This is a genomic window from Streptomyces sp. NBC_00012 (genome assembly GCF_045040875.1).
GTDB lineage: Bacteria > Actinomycetota > Actinomycetes > Streptomycetales > Streptomycetaceae > Streptomyces.
In genome coordinates, this window is sequence record NZ_CP108309.1 from 5,814,316 (window position 1) to 5,839,968 (window position 25,653).

24 protein-coding genes and 1 pseudogene are annotated in these 25,653 nt (G+C 71.9%); 8 read left to right on the forward strand and 17 right to left on the reverse strand.

The window, feature by feature from the left end; genetic code table 11:
• Positions 1-14: 14 nt before the first annotated feature.
• On the forward strand, positions 15-464 hold the full coding sequence (locus tag OHA19_RS26715) for a hypothetical protein (protein ID WP_405712661.1): 450 nt from the start codon (positions 15-17) through the stop codon (positions 462-464).
• 130 nt (positions 465-594) lie between these two features.
• Here the strand turns inward: OHA19_RS26715 and OHA19_RS26720 are convergent, their stop codons facing one another.
• The 5 genes from OHA19_RS26720 to OHA19_RS26740 form a co-directional block, all read right to left on the reverse strand.
• Entirely contained in the window at positions 595-1,236 is a 642-nt protein-coding gene (locus OHA19_RS26720; protein WP_405712659.1) for a superoxide dismutase, read from the reverse strand.
• 255 nt (positions 1,237-1,491) lie between these two features.
• Entirely contained in the window at positions 1,492-2,685 is a 1,194-nt protein-coding gene (locus OHA19_RS26725) for an ABC transporter permease (protein WP_405712657.1), read from the reverse strand.
• A complete protein-coding gene (locus OHA19_RS26730; RefSeq protein WP_405712655.1) occupies positions 2,682-3,410 on the reverse strand; it encodes an ABC transporter ATP-binding protein in 729 nt (242 codons plus the stop codon). The genes OHA19_RS26725 and OHA19_RS26730 overlap by 4 nt, the downstream gene beginning before the upstream one ends.
• Positions 3,407-4,555, reverse strand: a complete 1,149-nt coding sequence (locus tag OHA19_RS26735) for a peptidoglycan-binding protein (protein ID WP_405712653.1) — start codon at positions 4,553-4,555, stop codon at positions 3,407-3,409. The genes OHA19_RS26730 and OHA19_RS26735 overlap by 4 nt, the downstream gene beginning before the upstream one ends.
• Position 4,556: 1 nt before the next feature.
• A complete protein-coding gene (locus OHA19_RS26740) occupies positions 4,557-5,081 on the reverse strand; it encodes a hypothetical protein (RefSeq protein ID WP_405712652.1) in 525 nt (174 codons plus the stop codon).
• A gap of 166 nt (positions 5,082-5,247) precedes the next feature.
• Between OHA19_RS26740 and OHA19_RS26745 the strand changes: the two genes are divergently transcribed.
• The 3 genes from OHA19_RS26745 (at position 5,248) to OHA19_RS26755 (ending at position 7,775) form a co-directional block, all read left to right on the forward strand.
• Positions 5,248-5,904 carry a response regulator transcription factor gene (locus OHA19_RS26745; protein WP_405712650.1) on the forward strand — a complete coding sequence of 219 codons (657 nt, stop codon included), beginning with the start codon at positions 5,248-5,250 and terminating at the stop codon, positions 5,902-5,904.
• On the forward strand, positions 5,901-7,133 hold the full coding sequence (locus tag OHA19_RS26750) for a sensor histidine kinase (RefSeq protein ID WP_405712648.1): 1,233 nt from the start codon (positions 5,901-5,903) through the stop codon (positions 7,131-7,133). The genes OHA19_RS26745 and OHA19_RS26750 overlap by 4 nt, the downstream gene beginning before the upstream one ends.
• Before the next feature lie 192 nt (positions 7,134-7,325).
• Positions 7,326-7,775, forward strand: coding sequence for a DUF3995 domain-containing protein (locus OHA19_RS26755; protein ID WP_405712646.1), 450 nt, complete (start codon positions 7,326-7,328; stop codon positions 7,773-7,775).
• 198 nt (positions 7,776-7,973) lie between these two features.
• Here the strand turns inward: OHA19_RS26755 and OHA19_RS26760 are convergent.
• The 3 genes and pseudogenes from OHA19_RS26760 to OHA19_RS26770 all read right to left on the reverse strand — a co-directional run.
• Positions 7,974-8,804 (reverse strand): annotated as a pseudogene (locus tag OHA19_RS26760) (serine/threonine-protein kinase); the annotation flags it as partial.
• A complete protein-coding gene (locus OHA19_RS26765; protein WP_405751928.1) occupies positions 8,801-10,651 on the reverse strand; it encodes an ABC transporter ATP-binding protein in 1,851 nt (616 codons plus the stop codon). The pseudogene OHA19_RS26760 and the gene OHA19_RS26765, both read right to left, overlap by 4 nt.
• A 169-nt stretch (positions 10,652-10,820) precedes the next feature.
• Positions 10,821-11,219 carry a hypothetical protein gene (locus OHA19_RS26770; RefSeq protein WP_405751931.1) on the reverse strand — a complete coding sequence of 133 codons (399 nt, stop codon included), beginning with the start codon at positions 11,217-11,219 and terminating at the stop codon, positions 10,821-10,823.
• Between the two features lie 318 nt (positions 11,220-11,537).
• On the opposite strand from OHA19_RS26770, the gene OHA19_RS26775 reads away from it, so the two are divergent.
• On the forward strand, positions 11,538-12,119 hold the full coding sequence (locus tag OHA19_RS26775; RefSeq protein WP_405751934.1) for an RNA polymerase sigma factor: 582 nt from the start codon (positions 11,538-11,540) through the stop codon (positions 12,117-12,119).
• Positions 12,112-12,819: a hypothetical protein gene (locus tag OHA19_RS26780; RefSeq protein ID WP_405712639.1), complete on the forward strand. Its 708-nt coding sequence runs from the start codon at positions 12,112-12,114 to the stop codon at positions 12,817-12,819. Before OHA19_RS26775 ends, OHA19_RS26780 begins: the two co-directional genes overlap by 8 nt.
• A 25-nt stretch (positions 12,820-12,844) precedes the next feature.
• Here the strand turns inward: OHA19_RS26780 and OHA19_RS26785 are convergent, their stop codons facing one another.
• From OHA19_RS26785 to OHA19_RS26820, 8 genes are read right to left on the reverse strand one after another with little or no spacing between them, the layout of a single operon-like run.
• Positions 12,845-14,272, reverse strand: coding sequence for an FGGY family carbohydrate kinase (locus tag OHA19_RS26785; protein ID WP_405751937.1), 1,428 nt, complete (start codon positions 14,270-14,272; stop codon positions 12,845-12,847).
• Positions 14,273-14,286: 14 nt separating this feature from the next.
• Entirely contained in the window at positions 14,287-15,333 is a 1,047-nt protein-coding gene (locus OHA19_RS26790) for an NAD(P)-dependent oxidoreductase (RefSeq protein ID WP_405712636.1), read from the reverse strand.
• Positions 15,330-16,406, reverse strand: a complete 1,077-nt coding sequence (locus tag OHA19_RS26795) for an ABC transporter ATP-binding protein (RefSeq protein WP_405712635.1) — start codon at positions 16,404-16,406, stop codon at positions 15,330-15,332. Before OHA19_RS26795 ends, OHA19_RS26790 begins: the two co-directional genes overlap by 4 nt.
• Positions 16,407-16,466: 60 nt before the next feature.
• Positions 16,467-17,285, reverse strand: coding sequence for a DeoR/GlpR family DNA-binding transcription regulator (locus OHA19_RS26800; protein ID WP_405712633.1), 819 nt, complete (start codon positions 17,283-17,285; stop codon positions 16,467-16,469).
• Positions 17,282-18,403 carry an ABC transporter ATP-binding protein gene (locus OHA19_RS26805; RefSeq protein WP_405751940.1) on the reverse strand — a complete coding sequence of 374 codons (1,122 nt, stop codon included), beginning with the start codon at positions 18,401-18,403 and terminating at the stop codon, positions 17,282-17,284. Before OHA19_RS26805 ends, OHA19_RS26800 begins: the two co-directional genes overlap by 4 nt.
• Positions 18,400-19,230 carry a carbohydrate ABC transporter permease gene (locus OHA19_RS26810; RefSeq protein WP_405751942.1) on the reverse strand — a complete coding sequence of 277 codons (831 nt, stop codon included), beginning with the start codon at positions 19,228-19,230 and terminating at the stop codon, positions 18,400-18,402. Before OHA19_RS26810 ends, OHA19_RS26805 begins: the two co-directional genes overlap by 4 nt.
• On the reverse strand, positions 19,227-20,198 hold the full coding sequence (locus OHA19_RS26815) for a carbohydrate ABC transporter permease (RefSeq protein WP_405712627.1): 972 nt from the start codon (positions 20,196-20,198) through the stop codon (positions 19,227-19,229). The genes OHA19_RS26810 and OHA19_RS26815 overlap by 4 nt, the downstream gene beginning before the upstream one ends.
• Positions 20,199-20,201: 3 nt before the next feature.
• A complete protein-coding gene (locus tag OHA19_RS26820) occupies positions 20,202-21,623 on the reverse strand; it encodes an ABC transporter substrate-binding protein (protein ID WP_405712625.1) in 1,422 nt (473 codons plus the stop codon).
• Positions 21,624-21,780: 157 nt separating this feature from the next.
• On the opposite strand from OHA19_RS26820, the gene OHA19_RS26825 reads away from it, so the two are divergent.
• Both OHA19_RS26825 and OHA19_RS26830 read left to right on the forward strand, forming a co-directional pair.
• The gene (locus tag OHA19_RS26825) at positions 21,781-23,208 is read left to right on the forward strand and encodes an FGGY-family carbohydrate kinase (RefSeq protein WP_405721453.1); all 1,428 of its coding nucleotides are present in this window, start codon (positions 21,781-21,783) and stop codon (positions 23,206-23,208) included.
• Positions 23,209-23,242: 34 nt separating this feature from the next.
• On the forward strand, positions 23,243-23,884 hold the full coding sequence (locus tag OHA19_RS26830; RefSeq protein WP_405751945.1) for a histidine phosphatase family protein: 642 nt from the start codon (positions 23,243-23,245) through the stop codon (positions 23,882-23,884).
• Here the strand turns inward: OHA19_RS26830 and OHA19_RS26835 are convergent.
• A complete protein-coding gene (locus OHA19_RS26835) occupies positions 23,874-25,292 on the reverse strand; it encodes an amino acid permease (RefSeq protein WP_405751948.1) in 1,419 nt (472 codons plus the stop codon). The genes OHA19_RS26830 and OHA19_RS26835 overlap by 11 nt on opposite strands.
• Positions 25,293-25,653 lie beyond the last annotated feature (361 nt).

The following is a 25,653-nucleotide window of genomic DNA, read 5'->3' on the forward strand; positions in this document are numbered from 1 at the left end:
GGTGTGCGATATGTGTGGCTGTTCCTCTGCTGCTGTTCGTCGCTCTGTTCGCGCTGCAGGGGTGCGAGGGGGAGACCCCGAAACTCGGTTCCGGAGAGGTCGTCGGCGTCTGGGAAGGCTCCGGTGGTGGGCGGATCGAGTTCCGGGCGGACGGCACGTTCGACATGTCGGGCATCCCGCGGAGCGCCGTCGAACCAGCCTTCCCCTCTCTCCCTCCCGGGAAGGGCAGCCTTTCCGGGAAGGGGGAGTGGTACATGGAGGGGCAGCGGGACCCGGGCAGTGGCATCGCGCTCAGCTTCTCGAAGGGCGGCTCGTTCACCGATGACACCGGATTTGCCGTGCTCAGGGCCGCCCGGGGCGGGGACGAGCCGGAGGTGTACTTCGAGGGGGACCCCGACACGGATCGCGGCTACCGGGTCCGCCGCGAGGTGACCGACCAGCGCCGTCCCGGGGAGAAGCGATAGGGCCTTTGAGTTTTCGGACGTGGCAGAAGGGCCCTCGCCTGTCACGTCCAGGCGGGGGCCCTCCCTTCATCCGCCTGCCCGGTGAAGGTTGAGAAGACGATCACGAGGCAGGACGTTCGGGCGCCTTCGGTCAGGGGGCGAGCAGCAGCACGTCGGCGCGCTCCTTGGCGGCCGCGTAACGCTTCGCCACGTCCTGCCAGTTGACGACGGCCCACATCGCGTCGATGAAGTCGACCTTCTGGTTCTTGTACTGGAGGTAGAAGGCGTGCTCCCAGGCGTCGAAGACCAGGACCGGGACGGAGCCCTGGCCGACGTTGCCCTGGTGGTCGTAGACCTGTTCGACGATCAGCTTGTCGCTGACCGGCTCGTACGCCAGGACGCCCCAGCCGGAGCCCTGCGTGGTGGCCGCGGCCTTCGTCAGCTGGGCCTTGAAACCGGCGAACGAGCCGAACGACTCGGTGATCGCGTCCGCCAGGTCACCGACACCGTCCGCCGCGAGCGGCTCGCCGCCGCCGTCGCCGGTCATGTTGTGCCAGTAGATCGAGTGCAGGATGTGGCCGGAGAGGTGGAACGCGAGGTTCTTCTGAAGCCCGTTGATCGCTCCCCAGGCCTCCTTGTCGCGCGCCTCCGCCAGCTGTTCCAGGGTGTCGTTCGCGCCCTTCACATAGGCGGCGTGGTGCTTGTCGTGGTGGAGCTCGATGATCTGCGGATTGATGACCGGTTCGAGCGCCGCGTAGTCGTACGGGAGTTCCGGAAGCGTGTACGTGGCCATGTGGTCGAACCCTCCAGCTGCTGTCCTGTTGTTATTGCAACCTATATGCAAGAGCAGGCTAACAGCAGGAGGTGGGCGCAAGTGATCAGCCTTTCGGACTAGGACCACAAGAGTCCCTGCGGCGGCGGCCGGGCAGGCCCTGCTGGGGGTGTGGCCTCGTGGTTTGCAGTGGCTGGTGCGGGCTTGGTGCTGATGTTCCCGGCGCCGGTGGCCCGGCGCCGGATGTGGTGGACCTCCGGGGCGGCGTGCGGGACGTCAGGCCGAGCGGAGGGCGTCCGTCGGGGACGCCTTGGCGGCGCGCAGCGCCGGGTAGATTCCGGCCAGGGCGGCCACCAGAACCGACACCAGCGGTCCGGCGACGACCGTGTAGAGCGGGATCGATGCCGGCCAGTCCTGGGCGAACGCGTAGCCGTAGACGGTGAGGCCGCCCACGAGCAGGCCGCCGACGCCGCCGATGAAGCCCATCAGGACGGCCTCCAGGAGGAATTGCGCGGCGATCTGGCCACCTCGGGCGCCCAGCGCGCGGCGCAGTCCGATCTCGCCGCGGCGTTCCATCACGCCCACCACCATGGTGTTGGCGATGCCGACGCCGCCTACGAGCAGGGCGACTCCGGCGAGGGCGAGGACCAGCCCGGTGAGGGCGTTCTTCGCCTCGGCACGTGCCGTGTACAGGTCGGACGGGCGACTGACCGCGACGGTACTCGGGTTGGCGGGGTCCGCGGTGGCCCCGGCCACCGCCTGCACGTCGGGGACGCGTTCCGGGTGCGTCCTGAGATAGACGGTGGCGGCGGTTCCGTCCGCGCCCAAGTGGGCGGTGGCTTGTGGCCAGCCGACGAGGGCGGCGGTGGCGAGCTCGGGGGAGAGTTCGTTCGGCGCCAGGACTCCGCCGACGACGAACCACTGCCCGCCCAGCCACACCCGCTCGCCCGGCGCGCTCACGCCGAGCCGTTGCGCGGCCTGCTCGCCGAGTACGGTCACCGGGAGGTTCTCGCTCGCCGCGTCCAGCCACTGCCCGCTCTTCATGTGCATGCGCAGGGCGCTGAGCAGGTTGCGGCGAGCGGCCAGCACGGTGATGCTGCCGGTCCGTTCCGCCGGTATGAGGTCGTTGCGGTAGACGTGGGCCTCGGTGGCCCCGGTCGCGGTGACCTGCTGGACAGGGGCGATGTTGGCGAGCATCTTCTCGGCGGTGGGCGGCAGCGGCACCGGCTTCTGGTCGGGCCCCTTGCCGGGGGCGACGGTGAGCAGGTTGGAACCGAGCTGGTCGAGCCGTTCGAGCAGGTGCGCCTGGTTGGAGTGCGAGATGCCGGTCACTGCGATGACGGCCGCGATGCCGAGCGAGATGCCGAGAGCGGACAACGCGGAGCGCATCTTCCGGGTGCGCGGACCGATCATGCCGAGGCGCAGCAGGTCCGCCGGACGCAGCCGGGCGCGGCGCAGGGTGGACGTCACAGGGCCGCTCCCGCTTGGTGTGCGCCGCGTTCGTCGAAGTCGATGCGGCCGTCGTGGATGCCGATGCGCCGGGGGAAGGATGCGGCAAGGTCGCGGTCGTGGGTGATGACGACGACCGTGGTGCCGTCGGCGTTCAGAGTGCGCAGCAGGTCGACGACGGACGCTCCGGAGACGCTGTCGAGGGCACCGGTGGGCTCGTCGGCGAGCAGCAGTGCGGGGCGTCCGACGAGCGCGCGGGCGATGGCGACCCGCTGCTTCTCGCCGCCGGAGAGTTGGTCGGGACGGTGGTCGAGCCGGTGGCCGAGGCCCACTTCGCGGAGCGCTTCGGCGGCGCGGACACGGCGCACGGAGACGGGCGCGCCGCTGTAGAGGAGACCGGTGGCGACGTTCTCGACCGTGCTGAGCCCCGACAGCAGGAAGAACTGCTGGAAGACGAAGCCGATCCGGTGCGCGCGCAAAGCGGCCAGCTCGGGGTCGGCGAGGCCGGACAGGTCGCGCCCTTCGAACCGCAGCCGCCCGCCGGTGGGCCGGTCGAGCGAGCCGAGCAGCGCGAGAAGGGTGGACTTGCCGGAGCCGGACGGGCCGACGACGGCGAGGAGTTCGCCCGCCTCGACGGTCAGGTCGATGCCGTGCAGGATGCGCAGCGGCGGCGCGCCCGGGTACTCCTTGACGACGCCGGTGAGCTCCAGGACCGGGGCGTCGCACGATGGCTGGGAGGCCGTCACTTCGGGACCACCACCTGGTCGCCGGCCCGGATGCCGCCGGTTATCTGCGCCTTGGCGTCGGCGACGAGCCCTAGCTCCACCTTGACCAGCCGGGCGGTGGTGGCGTCGGCTCCGCCGGCCACCTTCACGCCGTAGCCACCGCCGTCCAGCGCGAGCAGCGCGGTGACCGGCACGATGAGCGCATCGCTGACGCTGTCTCCGACGACGCTGACGACCACCGAGGAGGGGCCGGACTTTCTGGCCAGGCCCTGGGTGTCCAGGGCGATGGTGACCGTGGTCTTGTCCGAGCCGTCACCGCTGCCGCCGCCCGGCCCGCCCTCCCCGCCGCTCGTGCTACCACGGACCAGCGAGCGGATGTGGCCGTCGATCGTGCCGCCGTCCGTGAGCTTCACGGTCACCTTGCCGTTGGGCTTGAAACGGGATAGCTGGTTTTCGGCGGGCTGCACCGTTGCCACCAGATCTGTGCTGGTCACGGTCAGGACCGAACCGGTCCCGACCGCCGCGCCGAGCTGCGCGCCTACTTGCTGTACGCGTGCGGTGGCCTGCGGCAGCATGACCACGCTGCCGAGCGTGACGGTGCCGGTCTGCGGCATGCCGAGCGCCTTCTGCCAGCGTTTGACCGCGGTGGCGGTGCCGGGGGTGAACCTCTGGTCGGCCGCCAGCCCGAGCCCCTCGGCGTGGCCGAGCCTGATCAGATTGCGTTTGAGCTGCTCGATGTCGGGGCCGTCGGTCGCCTCCGGGCCGAGGTCGCGCCACATCGGCCGCTCACCTTTCAGGAGTACCACGGGCCGCCCGTCAACCTCGTAGAGCTTGCCGCCGGTCCTGACGACGGTGCCGACGACGGGCAGCGCGGTGAGCGTGCCCCGGCCCGTGGCGACGACGGGCGTGGGGTTGTCGAAGCCGAGTGCGCCGCCGGCCTGGATGCCGGTGGACAGCGAGCCCTTCTCGACCGCGACGACGTCGTAGGCGACGGGCACTTGCCCGGTGGTGGATTCTCCGCGTTCCCAGGGGCGGGTCACAGCGAGTGCCCCCGAACCGCCGAGCACGGCGACCAGGAGCAGTGGGACGACGACGTTGCGGCGACTCTTCCGTGCCCGGGTCGGCGTGCTGTCGGCGGGGGCGGCGGTCTTGGCGGTGCGGCTCATGTCATTCGCCGATCGTGTAGCCGGGCATCGGGAACTTGCCGCAGGCCGGCTGGATGGCATCCCACTTGGCCGTGTCGAACGTCGTCCTGGTGAAGGTGACGACGCCCGTCCTGGGGTCGGGGTCGGGGATGTCCGGGTAGCCGTTCTTGCGTGCGCACGCAACGAAGGCGCGGGCCTGCTCGACGAGCTTTTCCTGGGTCTTCCCGGTGACCTGCTGGACACCGGGAACCTTGGCGTCGCAGACCTTGGCGGCCTTCTCGCGCCCATCGGCCGACGCGCCGTCGACGTCGGACGCCGGGAAGGTGATGTTGCCGTCCTTGTCCTGTTCGACGTCCGTCTGCCCCTGCTTGTGCATGCAATCGACCCAGGCCTGCCGGAGTGCGGCACCGTCCTGTTGTTCGGCCTTCTTCGCGCCGTTGTCCCCGGCCACCCTGGGCGCCGGGTCGTCCGTGGAACAGGCGCTCAGCAGCAGTGCCGCCGCCATGACGGCTGACGCCAGGAGGGTCCGTCGGGTTCGACCGTGCATTTCTTGAACTCCCTGCCGGATGTCGATGATGACGTCCGACAGTTCTATGGACCCGCGCGTTAGCCACCTGTCAGAGCCGGACTAACCGTCGGCTAACCCCCGTGGGGGCAGACTGGTGGCCACACCGCTCAGTGGGGCGAGGTACGGCAGATCGGAGCGGAGCGGAATGCGGGTGCTGATCGTCGAGGACGAGGCCGATCTGGCCGCGATGCTGGCCGAGGGCCTGCGCGACGAGGGCATGGTCTGCGATGTCGCGCACGACGGCGCCCGCGCGCTGGAGCTGACGGCCGCGACCGACTACGACGTCCTGATCCTGGACCGGGACCTGCCCAAGCGGAGCGGTGACGCGGTCTGCCGGGCGTTGAACACGGTCGGCTACCCGGCCCGCATCCTCATGCTGACCGCCGCCGGCACCCTCTCCGACCTGGTCGACGGGCTCGGCCAGGGCGCCGACGACTACCTGGCCAAGCCGTTCTCGTACCTGGAGCTGGTGGCCCGGCTGCGCGCGCTGGGGCGCCGGTCCCCGGGCGGTGGCTCCAGCACGGTGCTGAGCAGACACGGGGTGAGTCTGGACACCGTACGCAGAGTCGCCGAACGGGACGGCCGGCCGCTGAAGCTCACGCCCCGGGAGCTCGGTGTCCTGGAGCTGCTGCTCGCCGCGGACGGCGCCCCAGTCGCCACCGGACAGTTGCGGGATGCGCTGTGGGACACCGCACTGGATCCGGCGACCACTGCGGTCCGGGTCACCGTGCACGCGCTGCGCCGCAAGATCGGCGAACCCGCACTGATCGTCCACGACCCCGGCTACGGGTACCGGCTGTGAACCGTGCGCGGCTCCTTGGCCCGTCGCCGCACCGGCTGCCGCTGCGCGGCCGGCTGACGCTGGTGACGACGGCGGTCTTCGCGGTCCTCGGCTGCGGGCTGCTCCTGTTGAACTGGCTGAGTTCCCGACAACTCCTCGAGGCGTACCGTGATCTCGTCGTGCCAGCCGCCGTCACGACCGAGGCCGGACCGCCGGTGCCGGGCCCCGGCGCTGCACGGGCGGGGGACGCCGGGCCGTCCGGGGCGCCGGGATCGACCGGCGCCGCAACGGTCGACGCCGCGCAGAACTTCGACGACTTCCAGAACAGTGTCCTCGGCGGCCTCCTGCTGCGGTCCCTGCTGATGCTCGTGGTCTTCACCGCGCTCGCCGCCGTACTCGCCTGGTGGGCCGGCCGCCGCTCGCTGCGCCGGCTCGGCCAGGTCACCGCGGCGGCCCGGCGCATCAGCACCGGCAACACGCTGGACGAACGGCTCGGCCTGACCGGCCCGCACGACGAGGTCCGCGAACTCGGCGACACCTTCGACGCGATGCTCGACCGCCTGGACCGCAGCTTCACCGCGCAGCGCCGCTTCACCGCGCACGCCTCGCATGAACTGCGCACCCCGCTCACCCTCCAGCGCACCGCGTTGGAGATCCCGCTGGCGCAGGGCCGGGTTCCCGCCGACCTGAAGCCCGCTGTGCAGCGCGCGCTGGATGCCAACGCCCGTACCGAACGGCTGATCGCGGCACTGCTGACGCTCGCGCGCGGTGGGACCGAAGTGTCGGCCCCGCAACCGGCCGACCTCGCGGACGCCGCCCGGGACGCCTTGGCGGACCTGGCCGACGAGGCCCGTACGGCCGGCATCCGGATCACCGGCACACCGGAGCCCGCGCCGGTCTCGGGCGATCCGGCGCTGATCCGGCAGATCGCGCTGAACCTGCTGGCCAACGCGGTACGGCACAACCACCGCGACGGCACGGCGTCGGTGGCCACCGGCACCACGGACGCCGCGGCCTACATAGAGGTCGCCAACACCGGTCCCGTGCTGGCACCGGACGAGATCCCGGCCCTGTTCGAGGCGTTCCATCGTGGCCAGGAACACCGCGGCAACGGTGCCGGGCTCGGACTCGCGGTGGTCCGGACGATCACCGTCACGCACCGCGGAAGGGTGACCGCCGTCCCCAGGGCCGGGGGAGGCCTCACGGTGCGCGTCGAACTTCCGCGCCGCAGCAGGGTGTTCGGCGGATAGCCAGGAGATCCCGTACCAGCCACCACGAACAACGAGGCCACACCGCCACTCCCACCTGCTACTTGTGCCGGTTCGGCCTTCATCCGAATGTCCGGCGATGGTGCGCGGCAGCCCGGACCGGGCATCACGGGACGTCGCGGGTACGGTGCCCCGGTCCCGGGGACGCTCAATCCGGGCGTTAGCGTGAGTGGCATGACGATCGAGCGTGCTGCCTGCCGGCTCTCTGTCACCTCGCTGACCGCGCTTGCCGGGCTGCATGTCGCGTGGGGGCTGGGCTCGGCATGGCCGCTGCCGGACCGGGAAACCTTTTCCGACGTGGTGGTCGGCCGCCCGGATCCGCCGGGCCCGGTGGCGTGTTTCGCGGTGGCGGGCGCGTTGGGGACCGCGGCACTGCTGGTCGCGGGCAGACCGCGGCGGCGCCCGGCGTTGTCCCGGGCCGGTGCGGCCGGCGTCGCGGGCGTACTGGCTCTGCGCGGTGCGGCCGGGCTGTCGGGGCGGACGGACCTGCTGGCCACGGGGTCGACCTCCCCCCGCTTCCGGCGCCTCGACCGGCTTGCTTATTCGCCGCTGTGTCTCGCGCTCGCCGCCTCGACCGCGATCGCCACCGCCCGGCGCAGCGGGTCGGGGACTGACGGGCGGTGACGATGCCTCCGCCACGACGCGGTCCGGAGCACCGGCGTCGAGACCACGCATGAACCCGGAAAGCTCCGCATCCAAGCCGTTGACCAGTACAGATAAAGAAGTCCTGCTGGAGTGCCAGGGCTCGTCCCTCCGGCAGGCCGATGACGGAGCGACGCGGCGCCGCTGCCGGGGCAGAGTCGAGTCGAGAGCGTCGGCGAGCTCGGGGATCGTGGGCCTGGCGGCCGGGTCGGGCCGGAGACAGGCGTCGACGGCCGTGGCCAGGTCACGGGGGAGGCGTCGGCGGGACCCGATCGGCGGCGCGGTCTCCTCCAGTTGCGGGTACCGGTCCGTCGCGTCGGCGGTGGTGTCGGTGTCGTTCGTGCTGGTCGTTTTGTCCATGGACCGGTCGGGGGTGAACGCTGCGTCGCCGGTGGCGACTTCGTACAGCGTGACGCCGATGCCCCACACGTCGGCCGCGGCCGACAGCGGCCCGCCCCGCGCCTGTTCGGGAGCCTGGTAGCAGAAGGTGCCGATGCCCGCGGGGGCGATGCCGGGCGGCCGGGCCACGCTCAGGTCGAGCACCTTGGCGTGCCCGCAGTCGACCACCACGTTGGACGGCTTGAGGTCCAGGTGCAGCAGGCCCCGGCCGTGCAGGTAGTGGGCCGCGGAACACAGCTGCGTGCCGAGCAGCGCCAGATCCCGGGCGGACACCCGGCGGGGCAGCCGGCCGACGAGGTGCGACAGCGTCTCGCCGGTCAGCGTCTCCAGCACGACGACCGGCTCGGGCGCGTCGAAGGTCTCGTACGCGCGGACCAGATGCGGATGGGTGAAGGCCAGCAGCCAGTGGCCCTCCCGCCGCAGCCGCTCGCGCAGCCGCTGTTCGTCGCGGCGGTCGGGGCGCAGCACCTTCACCACGCACCGGCAGTCCCGCTCCTCGCTCCACGCGTCGTAGAGGTCGAGCCAGCCGGTCCGGGCCAGATGCGCCAGCACCTCGTACCCCGGCGCGGGTCTCGTCCCGGGGGTGAGCGGCGGGGTGGTGCGGGGGCTCATGACAGGACCTTCCGCAGCGGTGGTGGCGGGCCGGTCCCCGCACTCAGCCGGTGCAGCCGGGCATAGGCGCCGTCACGCAGCAGCAGCTCCTCGTGCGTGCCGTGTTCGACGACGCGGCCGTGGTCCAGCACCACCGTGGACGTGGCGTCGCGGACGGTGAGCAGATTGTGCGAGATGACGACGGTGGTGCGCCCGGCCATCAGCCGCCGCAGCGGTTCCATGATCCGGCGGCCCGACCGGGCGTCCAGGCCCGTGGTCGGCTCGTCCAGGAGCAGTACGGGTGCGTCCCTGATCATCGCGCGGGCGATCGCGAGGCGCTGGGCCTGCCCGCCGGACAGCGTCCTGCCGCGCCGGCCCACCACGGTGTCGTAGCCCTCGGGGAGCAGCCGGATGAAGCCGTCGGCGTCGGCGGCGCGGGCCGCCGCGACGATGTCCGCCTCCGACGCGTCCGGGCGGCCGTAGGCGATGTTCTCCCGCACCGTGCCGTGCAGGACGAGCGTCTCCTGAAGCACCACCGCGACGTTCTCCCGCAGCTCGGACAGGCGCAGCTCCCTGAGGTCGGTGCCGTCGAGCAGGACCGCGCCCCGGTCCGGGTCGTAGAAGCGCAGTTGCAGCTTTCCGACCGTGGACTTTCCGGCGCCGCTCGCGCCGACCAGCGCCAGCGTCGTGCCGGGTGCCACACGGAACGACACGTCCGCCAGCGCCCACCGGGACGTGCCCGGATAGCGGAAGCAGACGTCGCGGAACTCCACCTCGCCCCGGGCGCGCCCTCTCCGGCGGGCTCCGGCGGCCTCGGTGACCTGGGGGCGCCGGTCGAGCAGCTCGATGATCCGCTCGGCGGAGGCGGAAGCCGCGTAGAACGTGGTGGTGAGACGGGACAGATCGCGGATCGGGCCGTAGAGGTTGCTCAGCAGCGCGAGAAAGACCAGCAGCCCGCCCAGCGTGAGCTGCCCCTGCGCCAGCTTCCAGGTGCCCAGGCCCATGACGGCCAGCGCTCCGGCCAGCTCGACGACATCGACGACCGGGCCGTACACGCCACGGATACGGGCCGCGGCCATCGCCGCGCGGAACCTGCCCACACCCTCGCGCTCGAACCGGCGCGCCTCCGTCTCCTGCCGGTTGTACGCCTGCACCAGCGCGACATCGCCCAGCGACTCCTCGGCGATGGCGCTGATCGAACCGGAGCGCCGCCGCCGCTCCCGCGACGCGGCCTTGATCAGCCGCGAGAAGTGCCGGGCCGCGCCCCAGAAGAGCGGCACGACGAGGAGCGCGAGAAGGGTCAGGTCCCATCGCAGGTAGAACAGCAGACCGAGGAAGACGCCCAGCCGGATCACGTAGGAGAAGCCGTCCGCTACTCCCGACAGGAGGAACGTCTCGACCGCGTCCACATCGCCCGTGATGCGCGACAGTACGTCCCCCAGCCGGCTCCGCTCGAAGAACCCGAGCGAGAGGTTCTGGACATGCCGGAACACGTCCGACCGAAGGGTCAGCAGGAAGCGCTCGCTCACCCAGGTGGACATCACGTCGTCGGCGAAGTCCAGTGCGCCGGAGCAGAGGATGAGCGCCGCGTACGCCGGTGCGATCCAGACGAAGGGGCGCAGATCGCGCGGGACGAGGACGTCGTCCACCACGATCTTGAAGAGCCAGATCTCGGCCGCGTCGACGACGGGGCCGATCAGGCTGAGGGCGAGGATCGGAACGAGCCGGTGCCGGCCGCCGCGTGTGTACGGCCAGAAGCGCCGGAACACCTCGCGCGGGGCGACCGCGGGCGCGGCGGCGACGACCGCGTCGGGATCGTCCGCCACCGACAGCAGCCGCCGCACGAAATGGTGCGAGACACGCCTCATCGACGCGTTCCTCGTGAACCGACGGCTGAGCGGACCAGGAACAGAGGCCCGCTCAGCCGTGCCGGGTGGTGGTCACCAGTAGTGACCGTGGTGGGTGTTACGGCGGTCACGGCGGCGACGGCGCCCTTCGCCGTGGTCGTCGTGCCCCGACGTCATGTTCCTCTTTTCGTCACGGTGCTTGGCGGGGATCAGATGCTTGAAGATCGCCATCGGCTTCCCTCCTCAGAGGCTTCTGGACGGAATACGCGCCAGGGTGCTCGTGGGATTGCCGTTCCCGGGGATTTTCCGTTCCGCCGCCCGCGCCGCCGGCCTTCAGCCACGCCAGGAAGGCGAGCACGAAGACGACTTCCGAGATCAGGCACAGGATGCCGTACGGCGGTTCCCAGCCGGTTTCGCGGTAGCCCGGCAGTCCGACGGTCCGCGACAGCAGGAAACCCACGATCATCCCGATGCTGGTGACGGCCCCGATCAGCCATGCGCCGAGCGGCCGTTGCCGGCCGAGGAGGCCCGCGGCGACGGCGAGCAGCACCACACCGCCGATCAGGAACAGGACGCCGATGTACGGCATCTCCGTCAGGTGCGAGGGGACCAGCAGGAGATGGAGCACCGCGCTCGCCAGGGCGCAGACCGCTCCGGTCCCGAGCAATGCCATGTGTGTCGTGCGGGACGTCATCACGACTCCAAGGGTCCGAGGCGGCGTGCGCCGCCGTGTCCGGGTAGGGCGCGCCTTCATTACCTACGGCACCGCAGGGACGAGGGTTCATGATCGTCCCCGGCCCGCCCCGCCCCGGCCGCCCCGCCCCGCCCCGGCCCGTCCTGTTCGAACGAGAGGTCCCGGGGGCGCCCGCAGCAGGAAATCCGCGCGGGCGCGTGTTACGTAAGGAGTATGCGCAGGATTGGCATCCCCCTGGAGCGGGTGCCCGACGAAGCGCTGCTGGCCGGGCTCATGACCGGCGATCCCGAGATCGCCGTGGCCTTCGTACGGCGGTTCCAGCGTCGGGTCTTCGGCGTGGCCCTCGCCGTGGTGGGCGACATCCAGCTCGCCGAGGACATCGCCCAGCAGACCTTCGAACGCGCCTGCCGGCACGCCCAGGTCTACGACCCGCGCCGGGGATCGGTGCCCACCTGGCTGTCCGCCATCGCGCACAACCTCGCGATCGACGCGGTACGTGCCCGCAAGGCCACCCCGGTCGACCCCGCGGATCTGGAGAACATGATGGAGACCATCGCCGACACCCCGGAGCGGCACGCGCTGTCCGCCGAGGCCGTGGCGGACCTGCGCCGCGCGGTCGGCAAGCTGCCACGGGAACAGGCGCGTGCCCTGGTGATGGCCGGTATCTACGGGATGACGGCCCAGCAGGTCGCCGACTTCGAGCAGATACCGCTCGGTACCGCCAAGACCCGGATCAGGGCGGCCATGGGCAAGGTCCGGGCGTCCCTCGCGGCCAGGCAGGTGGACCATGACTGACAACGGCGCGCTGAGCTGCGAGCAGCTCCGGGAGATCGGCGCGGAGCTGGCGCTCGGCGTGCTGCCCGCCAGGGAGCGGGCCGGGGCGATGGACCACCTGGAGGACTGCCCCGCCTGCCGCGAACACGTCCACGAGCTGGCCGCCGCCTCGGACGCGCTGCTGGACCTCGTCCCGGGACGCGAACCGCCGGCCGGTTTCGAGGACCGGGTGATCGAGCGGCTCGGGCTCGCCCCGGCGCGGCGGCCGGCCGGCCGGCACCCGCGGTGGCGGCGGATCGCCCTCGCCGCCGCGGCGGCGGCAGCGGGCCTGGCGCTCGGCGGCGGCGGCTGGGTGCTCGGCGCGTACACCGGCGGCCCGGCCCCGGTCGCGCCCATCGCCTCCCCGGTCCAGCCGCAGCTGCTCACCGCCCAACTCGCCCACGGGAACCACTCGTTCGGGCAGGTCTACCTCTACGCCGGGGCCTCGCCCTGGCTCTACATGGCGGTGGACGCCGACGGGCACTCCGGCACCGTCCACTGCCTGGTCCAGCGGGCCGACGGCACCACCGTCAAGGCCGGTTCCTTCACGCTCGACGACGACGGCTACGGCTCCTGGGGCGGGCCCGTCCCGGCCGGCACGGTGCCGGTCACCGGCATACGCCTGACCGACGCGCACGGCACCGTGCTCGCGACCGCCGCCTTCGGCCGGGCTCTCCGCTGATCAGGAGCGGGCGCGTGTACGCCGATCAGACGCGGGCGCGGGTACGGGCCTCCGCGAGCCGGTTCAGATGGTCCTCGTACGCCTTCGCGTAGTACGCCGCGTGCGCCGGGTCCGGCTCGACGACTGCCGTCGGGGCCGTCCACGCGGCCGTGTCCAGCTCCGCGCCGAACCGCCGCGCCGCCGCGAGCACCGCGCCGCGCGCACCGACCTCCCCCTCGACGATCCGGACCGGCCGGCCCAGTACATCGGCGAACAGCCGCATCCACGCGGGGGAGCGGGTGCCGCCGCCGCACAGGGCGAGGGTGCCGGTGAGCCCCGCGGCCTCCAGGCAGTGCCGGGCGGCGAAGCCGATGCCCTCGCAGACGGCGCGGATCAGATCGGCGGGGGTCGTCTCCAGGGACACGCCGGTGAACTCGGCGCGCAGCCTCGGCTCGACGAACGGGGCGCGTTCGCCGGACGGAGCGAAGTACGGGAGGACCCGGACCCCGTTCGCGCCCGGCGGGGTGGCGGCGAGCAGCGCGTCGACCTCCGTGTGGCGCACGCCGGTGGTGGTCAGGACCCAGTCCAGGGCCGCCGTGCCGACCATCGCGGGCATGGCGCGCAGCCAGTGGCCGGGTCGGTCGGTGGAGATGTGCAGGCCGGCCGGTTCGCCGTCCAGGTCGAGCCGCTCCGTGGCCACCAGCGCGGCCAGACAGGTGCCGACGATCAGCAGCCCGTCGCCGGGGCGGGTGACACCCGCGCCGAGCGCGCAGGCAGGCAGGTCGTACGGGCCGTTGGAGATTCGTAACCCGCAGGGCAGTTCGGCGGTGGCCACCGGGTCGCTGACCGGGGCCAGGAGCGGGGCCCGGTGGGTGAGGCCGAGGGCGGCCACGACATCCGGGGCGTACGCACGGGTCACCGGGTCCAGGAACGGCATGGACGCGTCGGAGACATCCGTGGCCCGGACCCCCGTCAGCCGCTGGAACACCATGTCCTTGCAGTACAGGGCGGTCGTCGCGGCATCGAGCGCGGCCGGCTCGTGCCGGTCGAGCCAGGCCAGCACCGGGCCCGGACAGCCCGGGAACATCGCGCTGCCGGTGCGCCGGTAGACGGTCTCGAAGACGCCGGACGCCAGCCAGGAGTCGACCAGTTCATGGGCCCGGCCGTCCATCCAGGAGATCGCCTTGCGCACCGGCCGGGCCGCCGCGTCGACCAGCCAGACACCGTCGCCCTGGCCGGTGAGCCCGGCGAACGCCACCTCGTCGGAGCCGAGCGCGGCCAGCACCTCGCCGACCGCGCCGTACACCTCGTCCATGTCCTGCTCCACGCATCCGTCGTGGATCGCCAGCCCCACCGGGCGGGACTCGACGGCCAGCGTCCGGCCGAGCGGGTCGAAGGCCGCGGCCTTCACCACGGACGTGCCGACGTCGACGCCGATGTATCTCGTTGTGGTCCCGGTCGTCGTTGCGGTCATCGTCACGGCTCCCTTCAGAGCGCGTGGGCGAGCGGTTCGCCCCGCACGTAGCGCGCCACCTCGGCCGCCGCGATCCGGGCCGCCTTCTGCGCGACGGCCCGGCTGGCACCCGCCACATGCGGGGTCATCAGCAGATGCGGGGTACGGAAGAGCCGCGAGCCGGGCGGGGGCGGCTCCTGCTCGTACGTGTCCAGCGCCGCCGCCCGCAACTGCCCCGAGTCCAGGGCGTCGCACAGCGCGTCCGTGTCCAGCAGCCCGCCCCGGGCCGCGTTCACCAGCACCGCGCCGCGCGGCAGCAGGGCCAGCTCGCGGGCGCCGATGAGATGGCGGGACTCCGGGGTGAGCCGGGCGTGCAGGGTGAGGACGCGCGAGCGGGCCAGCAGCGCCTCCAGCGAACCGGCCCGCATGCCGTGGACGTCGCCGCGCACATACGGGTCGTACACCTCGACCTCGGCACCGAACGCGGACAGCACCCGGGCCACCCGGCTGCCCACCGCGCCGTAACCGATCAGGCCGATCGGGGTGTCCTCCAGCTCCAGGCCGCAGTTCTCGTACGTGTAGTGCGAGGCGTCCCAGCGGCCGTCGGCGGCGAGGGAGCGGTGCGCCTCGGGGATGCGGCGCAGGGCGGAGAGGATCAGCCCGACGGTGAACTCGGCGGTCGCCGCCGCGTTGCGCCCCGGCGCGAAGCACACCCGCACGCCCCGGGCGCGTGCCGCTGCCGCGTTCACATTGACCGGGCCGCCCCGGCAGACCACGATCAGCCGGAGACCGGGGGCGGCGGCCAGCACCCGCTCGGTGAACGGGCCCATCTGGGTCACGCACACCTCCACCCCGTCCAGGGCGGCGATCAGCGCGTCCTCGGCGTCGCTCGCCTCGTCGACCTCGGCGACCTTGCCGAAGGGCTCCAGCGGCCAGGGCAGGGTGAGCTCGCCGAGCTGCGGATCCGTGCCGAGCGGGTCGAGCGCGCGGTGCACGGCCTCGGCGAGCAGCGAGTTGCGGACGAAGTGGTCACCGGCGAGCAGAATCCTCGTGGCGGGGCGGACCGTCTCGGGGCGGGTCATCGCAGAGCGTCTCCTGTCTGGGCGTCGAAGACATGGACGTGCTGTGGATCGGCGGTGATGCGTACGGTGTCGTCCCGGTCGAGCCGTACCTCCGGACCGGTCACGACGACCAGTGGCTCCGCCACCCCGTCGAGCGAGAGCGTGGCGATGCCGGATTCCAGCAGGGGCTCGTGGGCGGCGACCCGGGCCCGTGCACCAGTGTCGTCCAGACGCACATCCTCCGGGCGGATGCCGAGCACCACCGCGCGTCCCGCCGGGATCCGGTGCGGTACGGGGACGCGCACGGAGTCCGAGAGGCGCACCCCGCCCGATCCGTCGGCCGTGCCCGGCAGCAGATTGACGGCCGGCTCCCCGACGAAGTCGGCGACGAACAGATTCGCCGGGGCGTCGTAGATCTCCTCGGGCGTGCCGAGCTGCTGGATCTCGCCGTCCCGCATCACCGCGATCCGGTCGGCGAGCGACAGCGCCTCCTCCTGGTCGTGCGTGACCAGGATGGCGGTGTGGCCGCTGTCGCGCTGGATGCGCTTCAACTCCCGCCGGGTGGTGTCGCGTTGGGCGGCGTCGAGATGGGAGAGCGGCTCGTCCAGGAGGAGGACGTCGGGGACCCGGATCAGCGCGCGGGCCAGCGCGACCCGCTGCTTCTGGCCGCTGGAGAGCCCGGCCGGACGGGCGTCCAGGAGGTCGGTGATCCCGATGCGTTCGGCCATTTCGGCGACCCGGCGGCGGATCTCGGCGCGCCCGCACCCGCCCCGGGCGGCGAGACCGAAACCGAGGTTCCCCGCGACCGTCAGCGGCGGGTAGAGCGCGTAGTTCTCGAACGCCACTCCGATGTTGCGCTGCCGGGCCGGCAGCGCGACAACCGACGAGCCGCCGATGAGGATGTCGCCTCCGGTGACCGTCTCCAGGCCGGCGATCATCCGCAGCGTCGTGGACTTGCCACAGCCGGACGGGCCGAGCAGCCCCAGCAGCTCGCCGGAGCGCAGCTCGACGTCGATGGACCGGACGGCCTCGACGGCGGCCCGGCCCCGCCCGGTGTAGGTCTTGCGCAGTGCGCGAAGGGCCAGTTCAGTCATCCGTCACCGCCGCCTCGCGCTCATCCGGCATCGCCGCCCCGCGCTCACCCGTCATCGTGCTCACCCGTCATCGCGGTCCTCCGTTCCGGAGTCCCGGCCGGTGGAGCAGACCTCGTACGGCACCTTGTGCTCGTCGAGCTCGCGCAGCGCCTGCGGGGACGCCCCGTCGTCGACCAGCAGCAGGTCGAAGCGGGAGAGCGGGGCGAGCCGGTGCAGGGCGACCCGGCCCAGCTTCGAGTGGTCGAGCAGCAGCACATTGCGGCTCGCCGAGTCGAGCATCGCCCGCTTCACCGAGATGATGTGCTGCTCCTGGTGGTAGGCGAAGCCGCCGGACACGGCGGAGGTGGAGGTGAAGCAGATGTCGACCTGGAGCGACTGCACCGCCTCCACGCACGAGACACCGAGGAACGAGGAGTGCAGCGGGTCGAAGTCCCCGCCGAGGCCCATCAGATGGATGCCGCGCTCCTGCGACAGCAGATTGATCGCCTCCAGGAAGTTGGTGACGACGGTCAGCGGGGTGATCGAGCGCAGCCTGCGCGCTATCTCCAGCGTGGACGTCGAGTCGTCGAGCATCACCGCCATGCCGGGCTCTATGAGCTCCACGGCCCGTTCCGCGACGGCGGCCTTCTCGGCCCGCATCGTCTTCAGCCGGTAGGAGACGTTCGACTCGAAGACACCGGACGGCTGGGCGGTGACGCCGCCGCGGAACTTGCGGACGATGCCCTGCCGTTCCAGCTCGTCCAGATCGCGGTGGATGGTCATCAGACTGACGTCGAAGCGCTCCGCCAGTTCGGCGGCGCTCACCTCGCCCTGCGCGAGGACGTACTCGGATATGGATGCCTGACGCGGGGCGGGCCCCCGCTGCGGAACGTTGCTCACGTGCTGATCCTTCGTCCTGGACGTGCCGGCCGGTCGGCCTCGAACAGCAGCAGACTCTCAGGCGGTACGGAGAGCCGGACCGGCCGGTCGGGGCTCAGACCGGCCGCCTCGGCGCGCGGGACGACGAGGGACAGCCGCTGCCCGCCGATCCGTACGGTGACCTCGGTGGCCCGGCCCAGCAGTTCGGTGACATGGACGGCACCGGTCAGCTCCAGGCCCGGGCCCCCGCCGTCGCCCCCCGCCGGACCCGCCAGGCCGATGTCCCTGGGCCGTACGCCCAGTTGGACGGCGGTGCCCGGCGGCGCCGGCACCGCCAGCGGCAGCTCGCAGGCCCCGTCCGGCGAGCGGAAGTGCCCCTCGGGCGTCACCGTCCCGGGCAGCAGATTGATCCGCGGCCGGCCGAAGGACCGGGCGACGAAGGTGTCGTACGGGCGGTGCCACAACTCCTCGCGGGTACCGGTCTGCACCATCCGGCCGTCCCTGATCACCCCGATCCGGTCGCCGAGCGCCAGCGCCTCCACCGAGTCGTGGGTGACGTACAGGGTGGTGGTGCGCCGGACCGCGCCGATCGCCCGCAGCTCCGCGCGCATCGCCTGCCGCAGCTTCGCGTCGAGGTGCGACAGCGGCTCGTCCAGCAGGAACGCCCTGGCCGGCCGCACCAGCACCCGGCCGAGCGCCACCCGCTGCCGCTGGCCGTTGGAGAGCCGGCCCACCTGGCGGTCCAGCAGGGCGCCGATGCCGAGGAGTTCGGCGATCTCCCCGATCCGCTCGCGCGCCTCGTGCGCGGGGAGGCGGTGGCGCGGCGAGCGGAGCGGGGAGGCGAGGTTGTCGTACGCGGTGCGGTGCGGGTAGAGCGCGTACGACTCGAAACACATGGCCACGCCCCGGTCGTAGGGCTCCACGCCCGCCATGTCCGCCCCGCCCAGCTCGACCGTCCCGGCCTGCGGCTGCTCCAGGCCCGCGATCGTCTTGAGCGTGGTCGTCTTCCCGGCGCCGGACGGGCCGAGCAGACAGAAGAACTCGCCCTCGGCCACCTCCAGGTCCAGGCCGTCGAGCGCGGTGTGCTTCCCGTACCGCTTGCTGACCCCGCGCAGCGCGATGGCCGTCGGACCGGTCATGACTTCACCGCCCCGAACGACAGGCCGCGCACCAGATACCGCTGGATGGTGAGGGCCAGCAGCAGCGGCGGGACCACCGAGACCAGGGCCGCCGCGGCCGTCAGGTTGTACTTGGGCCGGTCGCCGCCCAGGAAGGACAGCGCGCCGACCGTCACCGTCTGCGCGTTCGACGAGGTGAGGATCAGCGGGAAGACGAAGTTGTTCCACGCGAAGATGAACGCGAGCAGCGAGACGGCCGCGATCCCCGGCTTCACCAGGGGCAGCGCGACCTTGAAGAACGCCTGCTTGCGGGTGTAGCCGTCGAGCAGCGCCGCCTGTTCCAGCTCGGGGGAGAGGTCCGAGAAGTACGACCGCATGATCCAGACGATCAGCGGGAGCGTCACCAGTTGCAGCACCCACACCATGCCGACGTAGGTGTCGAAGAGCCCGAGCTGCTGGTAGAGCACGAACAGCGGGATGATCACGGTGAGTTCGGGCGCGAAGCGGAACGAGAGCAGGGTGAACATCAGGTTCTCCGAGCCGCGGAACCGCCACCGCGCGGCGGCGTACGCGGCCGGCAGCCCGATCACCAGCGACAGCGCGACGGCGCCCAGCGACACCACGAGGCTGTTCACGAAGAACCGGAGGAACGGCACGCCCTGGTCCTCCCCCGCGCCCAGCACCGTGCGGTACGAGTCGAGGGTCGGGGTGAACGAGAAGTACGTGCTGAACAGCTCGTTCGTCGGCTTCAGCGACAGGACCACCATCCAGGCGACCGGGAACAGCGCGAAGACGAAGTAGACGATCAGCGCCAGGTCGGCGGCGACGGAGAGCAGCCTGCGCCTCATCGCTCCACCTCCGCGGCCCGGTTCTGGATCCGGCCCAGATAGCGCACCAGCGCCATCGTGACCAGGTAGACCACGGCCCAGAGCACGATCATGTAGCTGATCCCGAAGGAGTAGCGCTGGAAGCGGATCGCCTCCAGGTAGGCCCGGATCTGGAGCACCATCGTCGAGTCGCCGGGGCCGCCCTCGGTCAGCGCGTAGATGATGTCGAAGACCTTCAGTGAGTCCATGAACCGGAAGATCACGGCGACCAGGACGTACGGCCAGAGCATCGGCAGGGTCAGGCGCCGGAAGGTGAACCACCAGCCCGCCCCGTCGACCGCCGCCGCCTCGAACGGCGAGGCGGGCAGCGAGCGCAGACCGGCCAGCGCGAGGATCGCGACGAACGGGGTGTAGACCCACACGTCCACCGCGATCGACGAGAGCAGTGCGCCCGTCGGGGTGTCCGTCCACTGCACACCGCCGAGCCCGAACGGCTCCAGCAGATGGTTGATGACGCCGACCGAGGGCTGGAGCATCAGCTTCCACATGATCGCGGCGATCACCGGGGCGATCATCAGCGGCAGGATCAGGATCTTCTCCAGCACCCGCCCGACGAGGCTCGACCGGTGCAGCAGCAGTGCCACGGCCACCCCGAGCACCGTCTCGACGGCCGCCGCGCCGACCGCGTACGCCACCGTCACCCGCGCCGAGTCCCAGAACGCCGGCTGGGTGAAGATCCGGCGGTAGTTCTCGACGCCCACCAGGTCGGGTCGCGGCTTGCTCGCCGCGAAGTCGAACAACGTGTAGTAGAGGCCGAGGCCGAACGGGTAGAGGATGCCGCCGGTCAGCAGCAGCGCGGGCACGATCAGCAGATACGGCCGCAGCGAGCGGCGCCAGGCCGGCACCGCCCGCACCGCACGCCTCCCGGCACCCGTGCCGGAGACCGCCCCGTGGTCGGCCTCCAGTGCGGGGGCCGCGCGTCCCGGCACCGGTCAGCCGACCTTCGACGCCAGATCGCCGGCCAGGCCGTTCAGCACGGACGAGGCGTTCTTCCCGCCGTAGATCTCCTGGAGTGCGGCGGCCCAGCTGGTCGTCGCGTCGAAGAACTGCTCCTGCGGGGTGAACTGGATCCTCGTCTCGTCGACGACCGTCTCGAAGGTCTCGATGAAGCCCGGAACGGCCCGCATCTTGTCCTTGTACGCGGAGTCCTGGCCGATCGACTTCCGTACCGGGTCGATGTGGTTGTGCTCGATCGCGCTCTTGCGCAGATGCTCCTTGCCGGTCGCCCACTGGAGGAACAGCCAGGCGGCGAACTTGTTGCGGCTCCGGGCGTTCATGCCGAGCGACCAGATCCACATGTTCGTGGCGAGCGAGCCGCCGGGGCCCTTCGGCCCGGGATGGAAGGCGATCTTCCCGGAGGCGGGGGAGGCCCCCTTCACCGCCTGGAAGTACGCGGCGGTGTCCGCGTCGAAGAGCATCCCCGCCTTCTTCGCCCCGAGGTCGCTGGAGCACTGGTACCAGGTGTAGGAGGTCCAGGACGGCGGCCCGCCCTTCTTGACCATCTCCGCCCAGTCCCGGGTGAACGCGATCGCCTCCGGGGAGTTCATCGCGGGCTTCACCTTCCCGCCGTCGACCGTGAAGTCCTTCAGGCCGTTGCGGGCGTACATCGTCATGAAGCCGGGGTGGATCGTCGCCCAGCTGCGCGAGCCGCGCACCGCGACCCCGTACATCCCGTCGAAGCCCGCCCCCGGGGCCCGGCGGGTGATCGCCGCGGCGTTCTCGCGCAGCTCGTCGAAGGTCTCGGCGGGCTTCAGGCCGAGCTTCTTGAACACCTCGGTGTTGTACGCGACGACATTGGTCTCCCAGCCCCACGGCAGCGCGTACTGCCCGCCCTGCCCGAGCGGCGCGCCCGCCTTCAGCGACCACCGGTCGGCCGCGAGGAGGTTGGGGAAGAAGTCGTCCTGTTCCCATTCGGCCCCGGTGGCCGAGGAGTTGCGAATCCAGGGGTCGAGATCCTCCAGCCAGCCCGGCGGCCCGTACTGCCACACCATGTACGCGCCGAGCATGAAGACGTCGTAGGAGGCGCGTCCGCTGGACAGGTCGACGGTGAGCTTGTCGAAGTAGTTGTCCTCGGGGAAGACGTCGTACTCGACCTTGATCCCGGTCTTCTCGGTGAACGCCTTCAGGTCGGCGATCAGCGCGTCGGTGTACGGGTGCTTGTTGAGCAGCGCCTTGACGGTCCTGTCCTTGGCCCGCTTCCAGTCGAAGGGGCCGGTGACTTCGTCGGCCGCGGAACCGTCGCCGTCGGCCTTGCCGCCGCCGAAGCCCGCGCCGCAGGCGGTCAGCAGCGGGGTGGCGGCCGCGGCCGCGCCGATGGCGAGGAACCGTCGCCGGTCGTGGGCGTGCATGTCCATCCGTGACCTCCACGGTCCGGCCGGAGATGAGTGGGGGTGCCCGTTCACATGTTGAGTCGACTGGTTAACAGAGCTTGGAACAACGAAAGTTGGCCGTCAATCCCTCGCGCAACGGAAATTCTCGGTGCAGAGTGAGAAGTTCACAGAGGGGACCGATATGTGGATGGGCGTCGATCTCGGCACGCAGAGCGTCCGGGCGGTGGTGGCGGGAGACCGCGGTGAGATCCTCGGCAGCGGCTCGGCCCCGCTCACGGGCAGACGCGACGGCGTACGGCATGAGCAGCGGCCCCTCGACTGGTGGACGGCCCTGTGCGCGGCCAGCCGTCAGGCGCTGCGCGACTGCCCGGCCCCGCGTGCGCTGGCCGTCTGCGCAACCTCCGGCACCGTGCTGCTCGGCGACCGGGCGGGCCGGCCGCTGACGCCGGGGGTGATGTACGACGACGGACGGGCCGTGGCGGAGGCGGCCGGGGCGGGGGCCCCGCCGAGCTGGGCCCTGCCCAAGGTGCTCTGGCTGCTGAAGGAGTACGGGGGAGGGGCGGACGGCGCCGTACGGGTGATGCACCAGGCCGACCTGGTGCTGGCCCGGCTGGCCGGGACGCCGCTGCCCACCGATTCCAGCCACGCCCTGAAGACCGGCTACGACCTGGCGAAGGACGAGTGGCCGCGGCGGAGGTTCGGGAAACTGGGCCTGCCCGAAGGGCTCTTCCCGGACGTGGTGCGGCCGGGCACCCGGATCGGTGAGGTGGGGCGGGCGGCGGCCGAGGAGACCGGGATCCCGGCGGGCACCGCCATCGTGGCCGGGATGACGGACGGGTGCGCGGCGCAGCTCGCCTCCGGTTCGCTCACCGTCGGCTCCTGGAACTCGGTGCTCGGCACGACGCTGGTCCTGAAGGGGGTCACCTCGTCGCCGGTGCAGGACCCGGCCGGGGTCGTCTACAACCACCGCGCGCCGGACGGGAGCTGGCTGCCGGGCGGGGCATCCGGGGTCGGCGGCGGGGCGCTGACCGCGGCCTTCCCGGCCGTGGACCCGATCCGCATGGACGCGCTGGCCCGCGATCACGAACCGGCGCGCGTGGTGGCGTATCCGCTGGTGGCGACGGGGGAGCGGTTCCCCTTCGTCGCGCCGGAGGCCACCGGGTTCCTGCTCGGCGAGCCCGCTTCCGACGCCGAGCACTGGCTGGCCCTGCTGACCGGCGTGGGCCTGGTCGAACGGCTCTGCCTCGACTACCTCGACCTGCTCGGCGCCCAGGTGCACGACCGGCTCACCTTCACCGGGGGCGCGGTCCGCAGCGGCTACTGGAGCCGGCTGCGCGCCGACATCCTGGGCCGTCCCGTGTGCATCCCGCAGTACAGCGAACCCGCCCTCGGCATGGCCGTCCTGGCCGCGTACGGGGCGGGGGCCGCTCCCACCCTGATCAGGGCGGCGGGCCGGATGGTGCGGCTGCGCCACGTGCTGCACCCGAACCCGGTGCGCACGGCGTGGTACACCGAGCCGTACGTCACGCTGGTGGACGAACTGGAGCGGCGCGGCTGGCTGCCCGGCCCGGTCGCCGCCCACGCCCGCACCCGGGCGGAGCAGCCGTGACCGTCCGCGACCACCGAACCCGAACGGAGAAGCCATGACCGGGAGCCCGGCCACCCTGCTGCTCACCCGCCACGGTCAGACCGTCTGGCACGCGGAGAACCGCTACGCCGGGGTCAGCGACATCGCCCTCACCGACGAGGGCCGCCGCCAGGCCCGGCAGCTGGGCGAGTGGGCGGCCCGGAGCGAGGTCGACGCGGTCTGGACCTCTACGGTCATCCGCGCGATCGAGACCGCGCGCCCCGCGTGCGAGGCGCTCGGCCTGGCGCCCCGGCGCGAACACGAGCTGCGCGAATGCGACTTCGGCGAGGTGGAGGGGCGCACCCTGGCGGAATTCGCGGCCGAGCACCCGGAGCGGGCCCGGGAGTACCGCGCCGACCCGGTGGCCCATCCCTTTCCGGGGGCCGAGGACCCCCGGGCCGCGGCGGCCCGGGGGACGGCGGCGCTGTGCCGGATCGCGGACGGGCACCCGGGGCAGCGGGTGCTGGTCGTCGCGCACAACACGCTGCTGCGGCTCGTGCTGTGCGAACTGCTGTCGATTCCGCTGGGCTCCTACCGCCGGGTCTTCCCGCAGCTGCGGAACACGGCGGTGAGCGAGGTGCGGATCGGGGAGGCGGGCGGTGCGCTGCTCTCCCTCAACGTGCCCTGCGTACCGGACGTGCCGGGCGTCAGCCCTTGACGGCCGCCGCCCGCCGCTGCCGTACGAGACCGATGGCGATGAGCACCACGGTCAGGGCGCCGGTCGCCAGCAGCTGGTCACGGGTGCCCGGCTGGCGCAGCATCAGGAAGAAGATGCCGGCCATCGCCAGGAGCGCCAGCACCGGCAGGACGGGGAAGAACCACATCCGTACGACGAGCAGCTCCGGGGCGGTGCGCTCCAGCCGGACGCGCAGGATCAGCTGGGAGACGCCGATGAAGATCCAGACGACCAGGATCACCGCGCCGATCATGTTGAGCAGCCACGGGAACACGTCGTCGGGACGCCAGTAGCTGAGCAGCACGCACAGGAAGCCGAAGACGGACGAGACCAGGACCGCGGTGCGCGGGACGCCCGAGGAGATCCTGCCGAGCCGCTTCGGGCCCTGGCCGCGGGCGACCAGCGAGCAGGCCATGCGCGAGGCGCCGTAGATGTTGGCGTTCATCGCGGAGAGCAGGGCGACCAGGATGACCACGTTCATGATCTCGGCAGCGCCACTGATGCCGAGGTGGTCCAGGGCCGCGTAGAACGGGCCGACCTCGACGACCTTCGGGTCGTCCCACGGGACCAGCGTGACGACGACCGCCATCGAGCCGACGTAGAAGAGCGCGATCCGCCACATCGCCGTCCGCACGGCCTTGGCGACACCCTGCACCGGGTTCTCGGACTCGGCCGCGGCGATGGTGACGGTCTCCAGACCGCCGTACGCGAAGACGGAGGCGAGCAGCCCGATCACCAGGCCCTCGGTGCCGTTCGGCATGAAGCCGCCCGCACCGCTGAGGTTGGTGGTGCCGGGGGCGTCCGTGCCGGGCAACAGGCCCAGGACCGCCAGCACGCCCAGGACCAGGAAGAGCGTGATCGCCACGACCTTGAGGGTGGCGAACCAGAACTCGAACTCGCCGAACTTCGTCACCGAGGCCAGGTTGGTGCCCAGGAAGACCACCATGAACAGCGCGACCCAGGCCCACTCCGGGGTGCCGGGCAGCCAGCCGGTGACGATCTTCGCCGCGCCGATGCCCTCCAGGCCGACGGCGACACAGAGCAGCACCCAGAACGCCCAGCCGGCGGTGAATCCCGCCCACGGCCCGATCGCCCGCTCCGCGTGGACGGAGAAGGAACCGGAGGCCGGGTTCGCGGCCGACATCTCGCCGAGCATGCGCATCACGAGCATGACCAGCAGCCCGGAGACGGCGTACGCGACGATGATCGAGGGGCCCGCGGCGGCGATGCCCGCGCCCGAGCCGACGAAGAGTCCGGCGCCGATGACCCCGCCGAGCGCGATCATCGACAGGTGGCGCTGCTTGAGCCCGTGGGTGAGAGCCGAATCGGCCCCGGCGTCGGAGACGGCGGCCGGGGAACCGGTGGGGGGAGACACGGAATTCCGAGACATGGACAAGCTCTGTTCGATAGGTGAGACGAGATGGGTGGGGCGAGGGGGGTCTGAGCGGTATGTGGGGGGCGTGCGCGCACAGTCTGGGCACGCACCCCGTTCATGGGGAACCACTGTCCGCTATACGGGCACGATGCTCACACAAGGTGCGCACCCGGACACGGGGCGGCCGTCCTGACGCGGCCGCGCCGGCGCCCGCTCGGCCACCGGTCGACCCCGGGTGGGTGCCGCTGGTCCGCCCCGGGTGAAGGTCGTCGGTCCGCCCCGGGTGGAATTGGCGGGACCCTACAGTCCCTCCCGGTGGCCCCGCCCGGCTGGATCGGGGCCACTCCGCCCCCACCTCAGTGACGAGCATCACGCC

What these genes read in the sequence shown, in the direction of transcription:
- OHA19_RS26720 (WP_405712659.1), bottom strand. Translation starts at nt 1,236, where the DNA reads ATGGCCACGTACACGCTTCCGGAACTCCCGTACGACTACGCGGCGCTC.
- OHA19_RS26735 (WP_405712653.1), bottom strand. Translation starts at nt 4,555, where the DNA reads ATGAGCCGCACCGCCAAGACCGCCGCCCCCGCCGACAGCACGCCGACC.
- OHA19_RS26740 (WP_405712652.1), bottom strand. Translation starts at nt 5,081, where the DNA reads ATGCACGGTCGAACCCGACGGACCCTCCTGGCGTCAGCCGTCATGGCG.
- OHA19_RS26745 (WP_405712650.1), top strand. Translation starts at nt 5,248, where the DNA reads ATGCGGGTGCTGATCGTCGAGGACGAGGCCGATCTGGCCGCGATGCTG.
- OHA19_RS26755 (WP_405712646.1), top strand. Translation starts at nt 7,326, where the DNA reads ATGACGATCGAGCGTGCTGCCTGCCGGCTCTCTGTCACCTCGCTGACC.
- OHA19_RS26765 (WP_405751928.1), bottom strand. Translation starts at nt 10,651, where the DNA reads ATGAGGCGTGTCTCGCACCATTTCGTGCGGCGGCTGCTGTCGGTGGCG.
- OHA19_RS26770 (WP_405751931.1), bottom strand. Translation starts at nt 11,219, where the DNA reads ATGCCGTACATCGGCGTCCTGTTCCTGATCGGCGGTGTGGTGCTGCTC.
- OHA19_RS26775 (WP_405751934.1), top strand. Translation starts at nt 11,538, where the DNA reads ATGCGCAGGATTGGCATCCCCCTGGAGCGGGTGCCCGACGAAGCGCTG.
- OHA19_RS26780 (WP_405712639.1), top strand. Translation starts at nt 12,112, where the DNA reads ATGACTGACAACGGCGCGCTGAGCTGCGAGCAGCTCCGGGAGATCGGC.
- OHA19_RS26785 (WP_405751937.1), bottom strand. Translation starts at nt 14,272, where the DNA reads ATGACCGCAACGACGACCGGGACCACAACGAGATACATCGGCGTCGAC.
- OHA19_RS26790 (WP_405712636.1), bottom strand. Translation starts at nt 15,333, where the DNA reads ATGACCCGCCCCGAGACGGTCCGCCCCGCCACGAGGATTCTGCTCGCC.
- OHA19_RS26795 (WP_405712635.1), bottom strand. Translation starts at nt 16,406, where the DNA reads ATGACTGAACTGGCCCTTCGCGCACTGCGCAAGACCTACACCGGGCGG.
- OHA19_RS26805 (WP_405751940.1), bottom strand. Translation starts at nt 18,403, where the DNA reads ATGACCGGTCCGACGGCCATCGCGCTGCGCGGGGTCAGCAAGCGGTAC.
- OHA19_RS26810 (WP_405751942.1), bottom strand. Translation starts at nt 19,230, where the DNA reads ATGAGGCGCAGGCTGCTCTCCGTCGCCGCCGACCTGGCGCTGATCGTC.
- OHA19_RS26820 (WP_405712625.1), bottom strand. Translation starts at nt 21,623, where the DNA reads ATGGACATGCACGCCCACGACCGGCGACGGTTCCTCGCCATCGGCGCG.
- OHA19_RS26825 (WP_405721453.1), top strand. Translation starts at nt 21,781, where the DNA reads ATGTGGATGGGCGTCGATCTCGGCACGCAGAGCGTCCGGGCGGTGGTG.
- OHA19_RS26830 (WP_405751945.1), top strand. Translation starts at nt 23,243, where the DNA reads ATGACCGGGAGCCCGGCCACCCTGCTGCTCACCCGCCACGGTCAGACC.
- OHA19_RS26835 (WP_405751948.1), bottom strand. Translation starts at nt 25,292, where the DNA reads ATGTCTCGGAATTCCGTGTCTCCCCCCACCGGTTCCCCGGCCGCCGTC.